At 37.3% G+C, this 17,215-nt stretch carries 16 protein-coding genes; all 16 read right to left on the minus strand.

Translation table 11 applies throughout. From position 1 onward, the window contains the following. Positions 1 to 91: 91 nt before the first annotated feature. The 16 genes from NQ185_RS03325 to NQ185_RS03400 all read right to left on the minus strand — a co-directional run bounded on the left by NQ185_RS03325 (position 92) and on the right by NQ185_RS03400 (position 17,025). Positions 92 to 4,408, minus strand: coding sequence for a PolC-type DNA polymerase III (locus NQ185_RS03325; RefSeq protein ID WP_257580130.1), 4,317 nt, complete (start codon positions 4,406 to 4,408; stop codon positions 92 to 94). Positions 4,409 to 4,462: 54 nt separating this feature from the next. Next, a complete protein-coding gene (locus NQ185_RS03330; RefSeq protein ID WP_257580131.1) occupies positions 4,463 to 6,163 on the minus strand; it encodes a proline--tRNA ligase in 1,701 nt (566 codons plus the stop codon). Between the two features lie 38 nt (positions 6,164 to 6,201). Further along, entirely contained in the window at positions 6,202 to 7,464 is a 1,263-nt protein-coding gene (gene rseP, locus NQ185_RS03335) for an RIP metalloprotease RseP (protein ID WP_257580132.1), read from the minus strand. A gap of 53 nt (positions 7,465 to 7,517) precedes the next feature. Then, positions 7,518 to 8,663 carry a 1-deoxy-D-xylulose-5-phosphate reductoisomerase gene (gene dxr, locus NQ185_RS03340; RefSeq protein ID WP_257580133.1) on the minus strand — a complete coding sequence of 382 codons (1,146 nt, stop codon included), beginning with the start codon at positions 8,661 to 8,663 and terminating at the stop codon, positions 7,518 to 7,520. Between the two features lie 28 nt (positions 8,664 to 8,691). Beyond that, the gene (locus tag NQ185_RS03345) at positions 8,692 to 9,477 is read right to left on the minus strand and encodes a phosphatidate cytidylyltransferase (RefSeq protein WP_257580135.1); all 786 of its coding nucleotides are present in this window, start codon (positions 9,475 to 9,477) and stop codon (positions 8,692 to 8,694) included. Beyond that, the gene (uppS, locus tag NQ185_RS03350) at positions 9,474 to 10,271 is read right to left on the minus strand and encodes an undecaprenyl pyrophosphate synthase (protein ID WP_257580136.1); all 798 of its coding nucleotides are present in this window, start codon (positions 10,269 to 10,271) and stop codon (positions 9,474 to 9,476) included. The genes NQ185_RS03345 and uppS overlap by 4 nt, the downstream gene beginning before the upstream one ends. Before the next feature lie 298 nt (positions 10,272 to 10,569). Further along, the gene (gene frr / locus NQ185_RS03355) at positions 10,570 to 11,127 is read right to left on the minus strand and encodes a ribosome recycling factor (protein ID WP_257580137.1); all 558 of its coding nucleotides are present in this window, start codon (positions 11,125 to 11,127) and stop codon (positions 10,570 to 10,572) included. Further along, positions 11,127 to 11,852: a UMP kinase gene (gene pyrH / locus NQ185_RS03360; RefSeq protein WP_257580139.1), complete on the minus strand. Its 726-nt coding sequence runs from the start codon at positions 11,850 to 11,852 to the stop codon at positions 11,127 to 11,129. The genes frr and pyrH overlap by 1 nt, the downstream gene beginning before the upstream one ends. A 105-nt stretch (positions 11,853 to 11,957) precedes the next feature. Beyond that, positions 11,958 to 12,839 (minus strand): translation elongation factor Ts, encoded by an 882-nt coding sequence (tsf, locus tag NQ185_RS03365; RefSeq protein WP_257580140.1) that lies wholly within the window; start codon positions 12,837 to 12,839, stop codon positions 11,958 to 11,960. A 115-nt stretch (positions 12,840 to 12,954) separates the two neighbouring features. Next, positions 12,955 to 13,674, minus strand: coding sequence for a 30S ribosomal protein S2 (rpsB, locus tag NQ185_RS03370; protein WP_213128212.1), 720 nt, complete (start codon positions 13,672 to 13,674; stop codon positions 12,955 to 12,957). Positions 13,675 to 13,814: 140 nt separating this feature from the next. Further along, positions 13,815 to 14,309, minus strand: a complete 495-nt coding sequence (locus NQ185_RS03375) for a hypothetical protein (RefSeq protein WP_257580141.1) — start codon at positions 14,307 to 14,309, stop codon at positions 13,815 to 13,817. A gap of 8 nt (positions 14,310 to 14,317) precedes the next feature. Further along, a complete protein-coding gene (locus NQ185_RS03380) occupies positions 14,318 to 14,626 on the minus strand; it encodes a hypothetical protein (protein ID WP_257580142.1) in 309 nt (102 codons plus the stop codon). Positions 14,627 to 14,642: 16 nt separating this feature from the next. Further along, positions 14,643 to 15,398 (minus strand): FliA/WhiG family RNA polymerase sigma factor, encoded by a 756-nt coding sequence (locus tag NQ185_RS03385; protein WP_257580143.1) that lies wholly within the window; start codon positions 15,396 to 15,398, stop codon positions 14,643 to 14,645. Positions 15,399 to 15,439: 41 nt separating this feature from the next. Next, positions 15,440 to 15,934: a chemotaxis protein CheD gene (locus NQ185_RS03390; RefSeq protein ID WP_257580144.1), complete on the minus strand. Its 495-nt coding sequence runs from the start codon at positions 15,932 to 15,934 to the stop codon at positions 15,440 to 15,442. Continuing rightward, a complete protein-coding gene (locus tag NQ185_RS03395) occupies positions 15,927 to 16,565 on the minus strand; it encodes a chemotaxis protein CheC (protein WP_257580145.1) in 639 nt (212 codons plus the stop codon). The genes NQ185_RS03390 and NQ185_RS03395 overlap by 8 nt, the downstream gene beginning before the upstream one ends. Then, positions 16,555 to 17,025, minus strand: coding sequence for a chemotaxis protein CheW (locus NQ185_RS03400; RefSeq protein WP_257580146.1), 471 nt, complete (start codon positions 17,023 to 17,025; stop codon positions 16,555 to 16,557). The genes NQ185_RS03395 and NQ185_RS03400 overlap by 11 nt, the downstream gene beginning before the upstream one ends. Positions 17,026 to 17,215: the final 190 nt, after the last annotated feature.

Below are 17,215 nucleotides of genomic sequence, written 5' to 3' on the forward strand. Positions count from 1 at the left end.
GGGGCGCCCACTCTTTTTGTCAACAGAGAGTTATTCACAGTATTTCCATTAAAAATATACCATATCCATCATTTTTATGCAAATTACGGCTCTAAAACAATGAGAGCTGATTTTGCTCTGGCAATGACTCAAGACAGCCGTGCTTGTCCAGATATTCAATAATTGTTTTAGAAACTTTCCCTCGCTGCTGCAAGTCCTCTTTCGATAAGAATTCACCATTTTTCCTGGCTTTTACAATATTCAATGCCGCATTTGTTCCGAGTCCAGGGATGGAGTTAAATGGAGGTATTAATGAATCTCCATCAATGATAAATTGCGCCGCGCTTGAGCGATAAAGATCAACACGCTGGAATTTGAAATTCCTTTCACACATTTCAAGAGCAAGCTCCAACACTGTAAGTAAGCTTTTTTCTTTTGGAGAGGCGTCAAGACCCTTCATGTTGATCTCTTCAATTTTCGCTCGTATAGTTTGCGATCCTCTTACCATTGCTTCCAAATCAAAATCTTCTGCCCTTACAGTGAAATAAGCCGCATAATAATAAAGTGGATGATGTACTTTAAAGTAAGCTATCCTTACAGCCATTAATACGTAAGCGGCTGCGTGGGCTTTAGGAAACATATACTTAATTTTTTTACAAGAGTCAATATACCATTCAGGAACATTATTTTTCCTCATATCGTCTTCCCATTCAGGAGATAGACCCTTCCCTTTACGAACTGATTCCATTATTTTAAATGCAAGTGATGGTTCAAGTCCTTGATAAATTAAATAAACCATAATATCGTCACGACAACCAATTACTTCTGGCAATGTACATATTTTATTATGAATTAGTTCCTGAGCATTTCCAATCCATACATCTGTACCGTGAGACAGTCCTGATATTTGTACTAACTCCGAAAATGTAGTTGGTTTTGTATCTTCTAACATTTGGCGGACAAACCTAGTTCCGAATTCCGGTATGCCAAGTGTTCCGGTTTTACACATTATTTGCTCTTCTGTAACACCAAGTGATTCCGTCCCGCTAAAAATTTTCATTACCTCGGGATCATCAGTAGGAATCGTTTTTGGATCAATACCGCTTAAATCTTGCAACATTCTAATGACAGTCGGATCATCATGACCAAGAATATCAAGTTTTAATAAATTATCATGGATTGAGTGGAAATCAAAATGGGTCGTTTTCCATTCTGAATCACTATCATCCGCAGGGAATTGGATAGGGCTAAAATCAAAAATCTCCATATCATCTGGTACAACAATAATTCCACCGGGATGCTGCCCTGTCGTCCTTTTAACACCTGTACAACCTTGAACTAATCGGTCAACTTCAGCATTTCTCAAGTGAAGATTATTATCCTGGGCATAACCTTTTACATAACCAAAGGCTGTTTTTTCAGCTACTGTACCGATTGTTCCTGCACGATAAACATAATCTTCCCCGAAGAGAACCTTCGTATAATTATGGGCATGAGGCTGATATTCTCCGGAAAAATTAAGGTCAATATCTGGTACCTTATCACCTTTAAAGCCTAGAAATGTTTCAAACGGGATGTCATGACCATCTTTTTTGTATGCAGTATCACATTGTGGACAATCTTTATCAGGTAAATCAAATCCTGAACCAACCGATCCGTCCACAAAAAACTCAGAGTGTTTACAATTCGGGCAAACATAATGCGGCGGCATCGGATTTACTTCAGTAATTTCAGTCATCGTAGCTACAAATGAAGATCCAACCGATCCACGGGAACCAACTAAATAGCCATCATCCAAAGATTTTTTAACAAGTTTATGAGAAATAAGATATATAACGGCAAAACCATGCCCGATAATGCTTTTTAACTCTTTTTCTAATCTTGCTTCTATTATATCTGGAAGAGGGTCGCCATAAATGCTTTTAGCCATATCATAGCTCATCGTACGTATCTCTTCTTCGGCTCCCTCTATTTTTGGTGTATAGAGATCATCCTTAATAGGCTTGATATTTTCAATCAGATCTGCAATAGCATTGGAATTTTCCACAACAATTTTCACAGCTTGTTCTTTCCCTAAAAAAGCAAATTCAGAAAGCATTTCATTTGTCGTTCTAAAATGAACATCCGGTAATTCATGTCTATTTAAAGGATTTGCCCCACCTTGTGAGTTAATTAAAATTTTACGATAGATTTTATCTTCTTCATTTAAATAATGGACATTACCAGTTGCAACAACCGGTAAAGTTAATTTCTCGCCCATATCCACTATATTCCGAATAATATCTTCTAAATCTCTTTCATCTCTAACAAGCTCCATTTCTATTAAAGGGGCATAAACAGATTTAGGATGAACTTCTAGGTAATCGTAAAATGCTGCAGCCTTCTCAGCTTCAGCTCGTCCTTTTTGCATCATTGCCTCAAAAACTTCTCCTTTATCACAGCCAGAACCAACAAGAATCCCTTCTCGATATTTTTCTAGAAGTGACTTGGGGATTCGTGGAACTCGATAAAAATAGTTTAAGTGAGAAATAGATACAAGTTTGAAAAGGTTTTTTAGGCCAACTTCATTTTTAGCCAGCAACGTACAATGACTCGGCCTTGCACGCTTATATGCGTCGCCTTCACCCATATAGTCATTTAACTGATCATGATACTCTATCTCTTTTTCTCCAGCATCCTTTAACATTTTTAAAAATAAATATCCGGTAGCCTCGGCATCATAAATGGCTCTATGATGTTGGGTCAATTCGATATCGAACTTTTTAGCAAGCGTATTTAAGCGATGGTTTTTAAATTCAGGGTATAAAAACCTAGCAAGTTCCAACGTATCTATAACCGGATTTTTTGACTTGCCAATGCCGATTTTCTGGAACCCTGTATTTAAAAAGCCCATGTCAAAGGATGCATTATGTGCAACATAAATGGCATCTTCCGACCATTCGTAAAATTTCTGAAGCATTTCTTCTACTTCTGGAGCATCGTTCACCATATCATCTGTTATTCCAGTTAATTCGATCGTCGTCGCTGATAATGGATGATGTGGATTGGCAAAACTTTCAAATTTATCAATAACTTCTCCATTTTGAATTTTCACTGCAGCAAGCTCTATAATCGTGTCGTAGATAGCAGAAAGACCTGTTGTTTCCACGTCAAAAACAATGTATTCGGCATCTTCAAGTAGACGGTGAACACTATTATAGGCAATTGGGACACCATCATTGATTAAATTTGCTTCTAAGCCATATAGGATTTTTATTTCATTTTTTTTGCCTGCACTAAAAGCTTCAGGAAAAGATTGCACAACTGCATGATCAGTAATCGCTATTGCTTTATGTCCCCATTTTTTCGCTTGTGCAACATAACTCGATATGGAAGATACTGCATCCATTTGACTCATTGGAGAATGAAGATGCAATTCAACGCGCTTAGCTTCTTTGTCGGCTAAATCAAGGCGCGCTTTCGGTTGTACTTCGTTAATATCGTGGGCCATCATGACTAAATCGCGCACAAACGTATCATTTTGAACGCTCCCTCGCACTCTGACCCACATTCCCTTTTTAACCATCTTTAACATTTCCGCGTCTTCTTTATCTCTTGAAAACATTTTAACTGAAATCGAATCCGTGTAATCTGTTATCTTAAATGTTAATAATGAACGTCCGCTTCTGAGCTCTCTAACTTCAGCATCAAAAATATATCCTTCTACGGCGATTCTTCTTTCTTCGTCGATAATTTCTTCAAGCTTCTTAATTTCATCATCATTTTTAATAGTAATACCAATCGTAAGCGGTCCGGCCGGAACCCCATTGCCTTGATCTTTTTCTGAATCAATACGTTGCATATCAGCAACTGCTTGTCTTGCCCTTTCCTCATCCTCTTTTCGATTAGCCTCGATGATTTTCTGATCTTCCTCTGTTTGTTGCTCTTCACTGACCTCGGTATCGAATTGAAGTAAAGGAAAGCCGAAGCTTCTATATATTTCAAGGAATAAGCTGCCATATTTCGTTTTTAATGTCTCCGCTTCTGTATGATTCCGAGTGCGGATGATGATTTTATTTCCATTTATTTTAGGGGTCTGTTCGTTTAATAAGGTTAATAGCATAGGTGAAATGCCATCTATTTCCTTAACGCACCCTTTCCAATAATCCACTATAAGTTCCTCTGTTGGCGTAGGGTCTTTTGTTTCAACTCCAAAACTTACAGTGGCGATATGTTGAAAAGATTTTTGAAGATGATTAGAAAAAGTAGAAAACACATTATGCGGAATGATTTTTTCAAAAACGAAGGAAAAATGCCATTGTTTTTTATTTCGTTCTATTGTCAGCTTAGAAATTTCTGCATTATAAAAATGTTGAGCATATGCATCTTCAGTTAAATTAAGCTGTTGAAGAAGCAACTGAAATCTCTCTTTTTTATCGGCGGGATTCATTGCCTCAACCTCCCATGAAGGAAGGTACCTTATAATTAGGTACCTTTTCTTTTTTTATTTAATTAATTGATTGATTAATGATAGTAACTCTGCTGTTTCCACTTCATATGATTCGCCTGTTTTCCTTACCTTTACCTCAACAATTCCTTCACTAGCCCTCTTCCCAATTGTAACACGGATTGGCAAGCCAATTAGATCTGAATCTTTGAACTTAACACCAGGTCTTTCAGAACGATCATCTAGTAAAACTTCATATCGATTTGCTTTAAATAAATTATATATTTTTTCGGCGAGCCCAACCTGATCTTGATCCTTCATATTCACTGGAATGACATGTATATGGAAAGGAGCTATATGATTTGGCCAAACAAGTCCATTTTCATCATTAAATTGTTCGGCGACCGCCGATAAAGTACGAGAAACTCCAATACCGTAACAGCCCATAATATAGTTTTGAGCTCGGCCATTTTCATCTAAATAATTCGCATCCATTGCTTCACTATACGTTGTTCCAAGCTTAAAAATATGACCAACCTCGATTCCACGAGCAAAGCGGATTGTCCCATTTCCATCCGGAGAAGGATCGCCTTCCATAATGAATCTAAAATCAGCATAATTTTCAACCTCAAAATCCCTTCCAGGATTAACGTTAATTAAATGGAAACCATCAACATTAGCCCCACAAACGGCATTTACCATCGCCTTAACCGCATGATCAGCATATACCTTGATTTTCCCTGCCACACCGACAGGACCAAGTGAACCAGTAGGACATCCTAAAATCTCCTCTGTTTCTTCGTGAGCACAAAGCTCAACTGTTTTTGCATTCAGTACATTTTTCACCTTAATATCGTTGACGTCATGATCTCCACGAACAAGTATCATAACCGGTTCATCATCCACTTTAAATACTAAAGATTTTATGCAATTTGCAGGTCCTACATTGAAAAAAGACGAAACTTCTGCAATTGTTTTTTGATTTGGTGTTTTAACTTTTTCAACTTCTTTTTCTTCTTCTTTTGGAATCTCGTACTCAATTACACACTCAGCCATTTCAATATTGGCAGCATAATCGGAAGAATCGGAGTATGCAATTGTGTCTTCACCAATTTCAGACAAAACCATGAATTCTTGAGTATCCTTGCCGCCAATTGCTCCGGAATCAGCTAGGACCGCTCTGAAATCGAGAGCACATCTAGTGAAAATATTCATATATGCTGTATACATTTTATTATATACTTCATCTAAGCTTTCAGCAGATGTATGAAATGAGTATGCATCCTTCATGATAAACTCCCGTCCTCGCAGTAGACCGAATCTTGGACGTTGTTCATCCCTGAATTTTGTCTGGATTTGGTAAAGTGTAAGAGGCAGGCGCTTGTACGATTGTACTTCATCATTGACTAGACTCGTGATGACTTCCTCATGTGTAGCCCCTAAAGCGAAGTCCCTTCCATGTCTATCATGCATACGCATTAATTCATCACCATACGTGTACCAACGCCCAGATTCCTGCCAAAGCTCTGCTGGCTGTAAAGCTGGCATCAGTAATTCAGCTGCACCGGCATTTTCCATTTCTTCACGAATAATTTTTTCAATCTTATCCAATGTTCTTTTAGCAAGGGGCATATACGTATATACTCCGCTTGCTGTTTGCCTTATAAATCCTGCCCTAAGTAGGAGCTGATGGCTTTTAATATCAGCATCGGCTGGCACCTCGCGAAGGGTAGGGATTAGTGTCATACTTTGTCTCATTGCTCGCACCCCATCTTAAAAATCTACACGTTTAACGTTTAATTAATAAAGAACCGCTGAATATCATTCCATGTAACGACAATCATTAAGACCATTAATAGTGCAAACCCAATAAAATGCACCATTCCTTCTTTATGGCGATCAATCGGCTTGCCTCTAACGGCTTCTACACCAAAAAATAGAAGTCGTCCACCGTCAAGCGCTGGAATCGGCAATAAGTTCATAATGCCTAGATTAATGCTTAGAAGCCCAGTCCATTTCATTAAATAAAGAATTCCTGCCTTAGCAACCTCTTCTGTTGACTTATAAATTCCAACTGGTCCGGAGAGCATGTCGATAGAAAACTGACCTATGACTAATTGTCCAAGTAATTGTACAATTTTAACCGTCCAATGGTATGTTTCAATAAAACCACTTAGTGCAACTTTAGAGAATGATTTATCTAAATAAGATTGAACACCAATCAATCCGATTTCCCCTTCATCCTCAACAATCCGTTTAGGAGTTACTTGTATATCCTGCGTCTGCCCTTCACGCTCTATTGTAAAGACAAGTTCTTCCTCTGGATGGGCTCTTACAATTGTAGTCATATCTGTAAAAGTGTTAACCTCTGAACCGTCGATGCTCAGTACTAAGTCCCCTTGCTGCAAACCAGCTTCTTGGGCCGCACCATCTGAAAGCACTTTACCAAGCTTAGCCTCATCTACGGGTACACCTTGTATAATGCCAATTATCGTAAAAGCGACAATTGCTAGTATGAAATTAAACAGTGGACCAGCAAAAATCGTCATAGCTCTTGAACTTAATTTTTTTGAAGCAAATTGGCGATCCCAAGGAGCAATTAGAGTTTCAACTTGATCCTCAACAACTACTGCATCACGTGACACAGAAAAAGTTTGAAGAAGCTCCTCTTCTCCTTCTTCATATCCAGAAATGACTAGACTATGCTCCAAATCTGCTTTTTCCACTTCAATCATTTTTGCATTCGCATAACGATTCTTACCGCTCAATATAATTTTATTCACTTTATTACTTTGGTCAAATAAAATAGCAATCCTATGTCCCGGTTTAATTTCTGGCGTATCAGGATCCTCCCCTGCCATTCTTACAAAACCACCTATCGGCAAAAGGCGAATGGTATATATCGTTTCTCCTTTTTTATACGAAAAAATCTTCGGACCAAACCCGATCGCAAACTCTCTAACAAGTATTCCTGCACGTTTAGCGAATATAAAATGCCCTAACTCGTGAAAAAATACGAGAGCACCAAATATAATGATAAAGGATATAACGGTATTCAAATCATACAACTCCTTTCATTAAAAGCCGTTTTCTAAATTGATTTTGGTCCGTATTAAATAAGTGAATTCACAAATACCCTTGTTTCTTCATCTACTTCTCGAATAGAAGCTAGATCAGGGTCTTTAATCATATTATGGCGTTCAAGCGCCTTTTCAATCAAATCTTCAATTGCAAGAAAAGATATTTTTCCTAATAGAAAAGCATGTACAGCCTCTTCATTAGCAGCATTTAAAACAGTAGGCATTGTTCCTCCAAATTTCCCAGCTTCGTATGCAAATTTTAGACATCTAAACCTTTCAAAGTTCATTTCTTCAAATTGAAGATGACCAATTTTTGCAAGATCGAGACGATTTTCTGTTTGAAAATCGAGTCTCTCGGGGTATGTTAGTGCATATTGAATAGGGACTCTCATATCTGGACTACCTAATTGTGCGATTATACTGCTGTCATCATATTCAACCATAGAATGGATAATGCTTTCTCGATGTAAAAGAACTTCAATATTTTCATATGGTTTCTCAAAAAGCCAATGAGCTTCTATCACTTCTAGTCCTTTGTTCATCATTGTAGCAGAATCAATCGTAATTTTGGAACCCATTGACCAATTTGGATGATTAAGCGCTTGTTCTATAGTAACATTTTTTAGTTCCGCGCGACTATATTCTCTAAAGCTGCCACCAGATGCTGTTAAGATCAGCCTTCTTGCGCTCGATAATTTTTCCCCTTGCAAACATTGAAAAATCGCTGAATGCTCACTATCAACCGGAATAATAGGAACATTATTTTCCTTCGCTAAATTCATGACAAGATGTCCCGCTGTTACCAAAGTTTCTTTATTAGCGAGTGCAATCGTCTTTTTTTCTTTTATCGCCTGAAGAGTTGGTGTAAGACCTACACTTCCAATCACTGCGTTTAAAAGTAAGTTTGCTTTAGGATAAACTGCAGCTTCCATTAATCCATCAGAACCATATCCAAATGTTATACCTTGCGAGTACTCGGTTTTTAAGGTTTCATAATCTGCCTTATTTTGAATAGAAACATATTCAGGATTAAACTCAGCAATTATTTTTCTAACAAGTTCAATATTTTTCCCTGCTGAAATCGCCAAAAGCTTAAATTGTTCTGGATTTTTCCGTATAACATCTAAAGTTTGTATACCGATTGAACCTGTTGCTCCGAGCAAACTTATATATTTCATTCTTTTCGCTCCTTGAAGATAAAATCAATTAAAAAATTAAGAAATGGAGAAGAGGCAATACAAATAACCAGCTGTCACAGCGATCAAGAATACCACCATGGCCTGGAAATAGGTTCCCTGAATCCTTTACCGCATAATGACGTTTTAATGCAGATTCAGCTAAATCGCCCATTTGTCCAAAAATAGAAATGATTATTGTAACGATTAATAAATGAAAGAAATGTATTTGAATGTTGGAAAAGAAAATGAATAAAACAGCGACAAGCAACCCGGATGCAATTCCACCAAAAAAACCTTCAACCGTCTTATTAGGGCTAATATCCGGCCATAATTTATTTCTACCAAATTTCCTTCCAAAAAAATAGGCTCCCGAATCGGTTACCCATACTACGAATAATGCATAGAAAAGATAAACGAGCCCTTCTTCACGAATTTGTACAAAATAGAAAAAACCAATGCCAATATACAAAACAGACAATAGAATAAATCCAACATCATCAAATGTAAACTGGTTTTTAACAATAACTGTATATGATAAAAATATTAAGACGGCCGCAAAAGCAATTTCAATTTTGGACAGTTCTGTTATATTAATCAGATTAAAATAATGATCTGGCAATAAAAAGATCCACAATAAAATAAATGCTATTAAACCGTGAAATGAAAAAACCGATAGTTTTCTCATATGAAAAAGTTCATATAATCCAATAGAAGCCATTATGTAAGCTAGGAACAAGAAAGGAATGCCACCCATAATTGCAACCGGCAAAAATATGGCAATCAAAATGGATGCTGTAATAATTCTTTGTTTCATTTTTTTGACTCCTCGCTATGTATTCCTCCAAATCGTCTTGAACGGCGCTGGTATGCCTCAACTGCCTCAAGCAAATGCATTTCAGTAAAATCAGGCCATAAAACGTCTGTAAACCATAATTCCGAATAAGCGATTTGCCATAGCATGAAATTGCTGATGCGAAGCTCTCCACTCGTCCGGATTAACAGGTCTGGATCAGGCAGATGGTGAGTCATCAAATATTTCGAGAAGCATTCATCATCAATATCAACGAGTTGTAATTTTTCATTTTTCACATCATTGGAAATTTTCTTGACTGCTTCAATAATTTCTGCCCTTCCTCCGTAATTTAAAGCAAAGTTTAATTTTAACCCTGTGTTTGAGGAAGTTTCTACTATTGCTTTTTCAACAGCTCGTTTAGTACGATCAGGAATTCTATTATCATTGCCTATCATACAAACTTTTACATTTTCATCAATCAATTCAGGTAGAAAGTTCCCAAGGAATTCCTCAGGCAATCCCATTAAATAATCAACTTCATGCTTAGGACGTTTCCAATTCTCTGTCGAAAATGCATAGAGCGTTAAGGTATCAACATTAAGCTTATTCGCCAACATCGTAATTTTTCGTACTACTCTCATTCCTTCGTGATGACCCGCTATTCTGGGAAGAGCTCGTTTTTTTGCCCACCTGCCATTGCCATCCATGATGATGGCGATATGATTTGGAATTGGCAGTTTTTGCACTTGTTCTACCCTATCATTTAATGTTAGAGTTTTTTGTGAACTTTTCCATAATTTAATTTTATTTAACATGAAAGGATCCTCCATCAGAGTTGTTTCCTTATATTCGAAAGAGCCATAATTCCTATTATAAAGAAAATATTACTATTTGGATAGAGAATGATGCAGAAAGAATGAATTAGTTACAATTTATGACAAAAAAGCGGAAGTCGCCTGAACAGCCCTGACAAGCAAATGTTCTGAGTCAAAAAAAGTCTGTATTTAGACTTTTATTGACGCTGGTTTATGACCTCGAGGGGCTGGCGACTGGAGCTAGACAAAAAAACTCCCTTCATTATAAAGGGAGAATAGTCTTTTCAATGAATTGTATTTATACAGCTAGTATTTCCTGCTCTTTTTCTTTTGTAATATCATCAATTTTCTTTATATGATTATCCGTTAATTTTTGAATATCATCAGAATAACCACGTAAATCATCTTCAGTAATGTCCCCATTTTTTTCTAGCTTTTTCAACTCATCATTACCATCCCGACGGATATTACGAATAGCAATTTTTGCATCTTCGCCTTCTTTTCTTACAATTTTCACAAGGTCTTTTCTACGTTCTTCTGTAAGTTGTGGAATGGAAAGTCTAATTAAAGAGCCATCGTTTGAAGGCGTAAGGCCTAGATCTGATTTTAAAATAGCTTTTTCGATATCACCAAGAATCGTTTTATCATAGGGCTGAATGACAAGCAATCTTGCCTCTGGTACAGAAATAGAAGCCATTTGATTCACGGGCGTGGGAGCACCATAGTAATCAATTGTTAGCCTATCTAACAGCGATGCGCTCGCTCTTCCAGCACGAATGCTTGCAAGTTCTCGAGTATAAACTTGGATAGCTTTCTCCATTTTGTTCTTCGTTTCGGAAATTACTTGTTTTGCCATTAATCTTTCCCCCTCACTAATGTTCCTATTTGTTCACCCATGACAGCGCGCTTTACGTTTCCTTTTTCCGTGAATGAAAATACGATTAAAGGAATATCATTATCCATACATAGAGAAGAAGCGGTAGAATCCATTACCCCCAATCCTTCCTTTAAAACATCCAAGTAAGAAAGCTGATCGTATTTTACTGCATCCTTGTTGATTTTTGGATCATCATTGTAGACACCATCTACATTGTTTTTAGCCATAAGTATAACTTCAGCTTCTATTTCAGCAGCTCTTAAGGCGGCAGTAGTATCTGTTGAGAAATACGGATTACCAGTTCCAGCTGCAAAAATGACGACGCGGTTTTTTTCTAAGTGACGGATTGCTCTTCGACGAATGTAAGGCTCAGCAACTTGGCGCATATCAATTGAAGTTTGAACTCGCGTCTCTATTCCGAGTTGTTCCAAACTATCTTGTAAAGCTAATGAGTTCATGACAGTTGCAAGCATCCCCATATAATCAGCCGTTGCCCTGTCCATTCCCATTTCGCTTCCTACTTTTCCACGCCAAATATTTCCTCCACCAACCACTACAGCTACTTCAACGCCTAATTCAGCTACTTCTTTTACCTGTTCAGCAATTGATTTGATAACGGTTGGTTTAATGCCGAAGCCTTCATTTCCAGCTAGTGCTTCACCACTGAGTTTAAGTACAACTCGTTTATATTTAGGTTTGCTCATAAGAACCTCCGTATGTAGTTATGTATTATTTTTGCGTAAGAGAGTCACTTTTGGTGAACTTCCTTTTCTTTGAAAAAAAGGGAACACATAATGTTCCCTTCGTTATTATTTCTTAATTTGACTCATAACTTCTTCTGCAAAATTTTCTTGGCGCTTTTCAAGACCTTCTCCAACCTCAAAACGGATAAATTCTACAACATTAGCACCATTTGACTCTACAAATTGACGAACCTTTTGATCTGGATTTTTTACGAATGTTTGGTCTAGCAAGCAAATATCTTCGAAGAATTTACGTAGGCGACCTTCTACCATTTTCGCAACTATGTTCTCAGGCTTGCCTTCGTTTAATGCTTGTTGTGTAAGCACTTGGCGCTCGCGCTCAGTTTCTTCTGCTGATACTTGATCACGGGAAATATATTTAGGGTTAATAGCAGCGATATGCATTGCTACATCTTTTGCTACCGCTTCTTCTGTAGTACCTTCTAAAACAGTTAGTACTGCTATGCGGCCACCCATATGCAAGTATTCACCAAATGCACCGTTGTCGGTTTTGGTTTTCACTTCAAAACGGCGTAACGTGATTTTTTCACCAATTTTTGCAATAGCAGCATTTACATATTCACCGACTGTTTGGCCATTAGACATTTTTTGCTCTAATGCTTCTTCAACAGATGCAGGTTTATTTGCAAGTAAATGCTCAGCTAATTCTTTAACTAAGTTTTGGAAGTTTTCGTTTTTAGCAACGAAATCTGTTTCAGCATTTACTTCAAGGATTACAGCATCATTACCTTTACTTAAAATAAATGTTGTTCCTTCAGCAGCAATACGGTCAGCCTTTTTCGCAGCGGAAGCAATCCCTTTCTCACGAAGAAAATCAATAGCTTCTTCCATATTTCCGTTAGTTTCAGTCAAGGCTTTTTTACAATCCATCATACCTGCGCCTGTTTTTTCACGCAATTCTTTTACCATTTGTGCAGTAATTGCCATTTGTTTTGCCTCCTAAATGATAGTTTGAAAAAAGGTGATAAGTGTCTATCACTCTTATCACCTTTTATCGTAATGATACAGCTCTGTCAAATACCAGGCTGAGTTCTTTTATATGTTAGACGTTTGCAGTTTCAGCTGCTTCTTCTGCTTCTTCATCCTGTTTGGATTCGAGCAATGCATCAGCCATTTTAGCAGTCAAAAGCTTTACTGCACGGATTGCATCATCGTTAGCAGGAATTACATGATCGATTTCATCCGGATCACAGTTTGTATCAACGATTCCGACGATAGGAATATTCAATTTACGTGCCTCTGCAACAGCAATTCTCTCTTTGCGAGGATCAATTATGAACATAGCATCTGGAAGAGTTTTCATATCCTTAATGCCACCTAAAAATTTAACGAGGCGGTCATATTCTTTCTTCAACATAACGACTTCTTTTTTAGGCAATACTTCGAAGGTTCCATCTTCTTCCATTTTTTCGATTGCTTTTAAGCGTTCGATTCTTTTTTGAATAGTTTCAAAGTTAGTTAAAGTTCCACCGAGCCAGCGATGGTTTACATAGTAATGTCCGGCACGCTCTGCTTCTTCTTTAACAGATTCTTGAGCTTGTTTTTTTGTTCCAACGAAAAGAACTTTACCATTGTTATCAGCAAGCTCTCTCATAAAGTTATAAGCTTCTTCGACCTTTTTCACCGTTTTTTGAAGATCGATAATATAAATACCGTTACGTTCCGTAAAAATGTACTTTTTCATTTTTGGGTTCCAACGGCGTGTTTGATGTCCAAAATGAACACCAGCTTCAAGCAATTGCTTCATTGAAATTACTGACATAGTGTTTTTTCCTCCTTGGTTTTTTTCCTCCGTCCCGCTCATTTTTTGTACATTCTGTTATAAAAACAGCACCATGCAACAAAATCACGGAACGTGTGTATTAACACCATCAATCAATATAGCATAAAAAAAGATTGCTATCAAGTATTACTTCGATTTTCATGAAACTTAAGAAGCAGCTCCACTTCGGTTTTCCCTTTTTTTAATTGTTTTGCTATTTCGCTGCTAGATAATCCTTTTTGTGATAGATCTTCTACTTGTTCAGCGAACGTTTTTTTTGTATCTACTTCAGTCTGATTATTTTTATACACTTCAGTAGCCAGCAGCCGTGAATACGTCTCTGCGGTAATAGGAGCTTCCTTCTCTACTACTGCTTCAGGTTCTATCTTAGTTAACTGCTCGTCGCCAGATTGTTTGTTATTCTTTGGTGAATGCTGAAATTGAGTAATAAATGATTTATTTTCTTCCTTAAGCTCCAATAGAAACGCTGATAACATTTCTTCAGACTCTTCTTGAATTTTACGTTGATTCCGTTCAATTTCTATGAAACGGTTTTGACGTTGATATAAAATAACCACTGCTAAAATCAAGAAAATATTCAACATAAATAAGAAAAAGATTAGTATACCGATCAATATTATCCCTACCCGTTGTAATCAATTGTCGTACCTTTATAAGGGTGAGTTCCCTCTACTTTTATTGGTTTCTTTTTTTTATTCCTATTAGGCGGATTTTCATCACCATTATGATGGGATTGGCCATCTTTTAATAGTAGTTTGTCTTTTCGATCCATTTCCATAATCCCGTGACGCTCTCGCTCAAGTTTCTCTTCCATTTCTTTCGCTGCTTGGTCTAAGATGATTTGCCCTCTTTGCTGGAGTTGATCAGAGATTTTCCCCGCTTCAACCGTTCTGGGAAGGGCAACTTGCATTTCAATCGATTTTAGACTCACCTTTTTTATACCCCCGTTATTTTAGAAGTACACCCTTTAATTTAACAATCGTCTTAGAATGAATTTGGGAAATTCTTGAAGTGGATAATTGTAATATTTCTCCGATTTCTGTAAACGTCAATTCCTCTTTATAAAATAGACTTAATACTAATTGTTCTTTTTCATTAAGACCCGTTAGTGCAGACTCAAGATCTTTAAGCCATTCATTTTTAACTAGCTGTTCTTCCGGAGTCAGTGTTTCGTCATCTTTAATATTATGGCTTTGACTTTCTTCGTCTTGATCATACATATGCTCATCAATTGATAAGACACTTGCAAAAAAGTGCTCATTTAATGTTTTGCATACTTCATCTTCAGAAAATCCGCTAACAGACGCAATTTCTTCCACCGAAGCATGACGCATTAATTCTTGTTCAAGCATTTGTGTGGCAGCTTCTATTTTCTTAACCTTTTCTCTCGTACTCCTAGGGAGCCAATCCTCTTTCCTTAACCCGTCAATAATTGCACCCCTAATTCGAAATGAAGCATATGTATCGAACTTAAGTTCCCTTGAAATATCATATTTATTTAAAGCATCCAGAAGGCCCAATAGTCCTAAGCTTTTGAGCTCTTCCCTACTAACATTTTTAGGCAAACCTACTGATATGCGTTGAACATGATAAGAAACTAAAGGCATGTATTTTTCTACGAGCATATCTCCTGCATCAGCATCACGGGAATGAGTCCAAAGCTCCCAATATTTCTTCTCTTCCATCGGTGGTGAGTTCGACATATAATCCCTCCTCACAGTTACAAGCGATTTTAGCATGCTGATCAGATTTCAATCGTTTCTTGGTAAACTGTTTTTATTTGCAGCATACAGTTTTTAGTATCAAATTCTATCGTTCGGCCGTTATGTCCTCCGGTATCTTCAGCAACGAGTTGAATATTCAATGATTTCAACTCTTGTTTTACCGCTTCAATATTACGTGGACCAATTCTCATTTGATCATTTTTTGACGAGAAATGAAACATTTGTGCTCCACCGGCAATTTTTGCCTTAAGCCTTGAATGATTTGCTCCAAGAGATATAAGCACATGAATCAGTTCTCTCAGAGCAGTATCAGCAAATTTCGCCTTATTTATCGTCTTATCTCCTCTTGCAAGTGCGGAATCAGGCAACATGATATGCGCGAGTCCAGCTAGATTAACTTGTTTATCATAAACAACTACCCCAACACACGACCCCAGTCCTGAAGTTCTTATTTTATCTGGTGATTTCACTATTTTCATTTCCGCAATACCTACCCTTACTACTGTATCAATCATTCATTTCGACTCCCAGTGTATTAAATATGACCGAAAACGAGCTGGGATCAGGGAGTAGAAAAAAATGACCGTTTACACTTTCGGAATTAGTATTTTCCTCATTTAAGGCCGTATCGATAACAATTGCGTAGTCTTGGGAATGTGATAATTCTATTAGTCCGTAACTTATAATTGCACCTGCCATATCAACACTAATAGATGGAACAGACGGGTAAAGGTCCAGGCCTGTAAAATCTGATAAGGATGATAAATAAGAACCGGACAATATATTACCCAATTCTTGCATTGCGGATAGTCCCATTTCAGAATATGGTGGATGTTCAAAAGAAAAAGACATATCTCCAGTTAATTTTTGTACGTATTTAGTAGCCTGTTCAATAGGGAGAATAAAAAACATACTTCCTGATGCATCACCTTCTACCCTCAAAAACACTGCAGTAACGATTTTTTCGTGGCCACCAGCCATTTCTAGCATTTCATCAAAAGTAACAATTCTGACTGATGGAACTTTCATGTCAATACTTTTTCCAACTAAAACGGAAAGTGCAGTTGCTGCATTACCAGCGCCAATATTACCAATTTCTTTTAAAACGTCTAAATGAAAAGGGGTAATTATTTTTTTAAGCTCCATACATTCCACCCCTTAAAGAAAGAGGACTCACGATATTTTCGAGATTTAATAATAAAATTAGTCTTTTTTCTAAATTTGCGACTCCTTCGATGAATTCAGGTGGTGCCGCACCTGCAACATCTGGGCATGGCTCAATAAGGGATACTGGTATATCTAAAACATCATTAGCTTCATCTACAATCATCCCAACAGTCATATTCTTATAGGCAACAATAATGATTCTAGTACGATCTGTGTACACTGCATCTCCAAGATCGAAACGATTTTTCAAATCAATGATTGGAATTATAACTCCGCGTAAATTCGTCACTCCTTTAATAAAGGAAGGAACGTTCGGTACTCTTGTTAAATGGAGCATTTTTTCAATTGCGGTCACATGCTCAACTGAAATAGAATATTCCTTATCATTTAGTTTTAAAACGATTACTTTTTGTTCCGATGCAGCGATTGAATTATTCATTTTATCAGCTCCTATCCATGGGATATTTCAATTTTTATTATTAGAATTGCCGAATTAACCATTTTATGATTGAACGAAATAATAAACTACATACCTAGTAAGTGCCTGCAAACGTTGATTTCCGTTCCAGGCGGACGCTTTCCGGAGAGCGAGCAACTGTAGCGGAAATCAACCACGCACTATCTTTGTA

The sequence above is a fragment of the Lederbergia panacisoli genome (genome assembly GCF_024626525.1).
Lineage (GTDB): Bacteria > Bacillota > Bacilli > Bacillales > Bacillaceae_C > Lederbergia > Lederbergia panacisoli.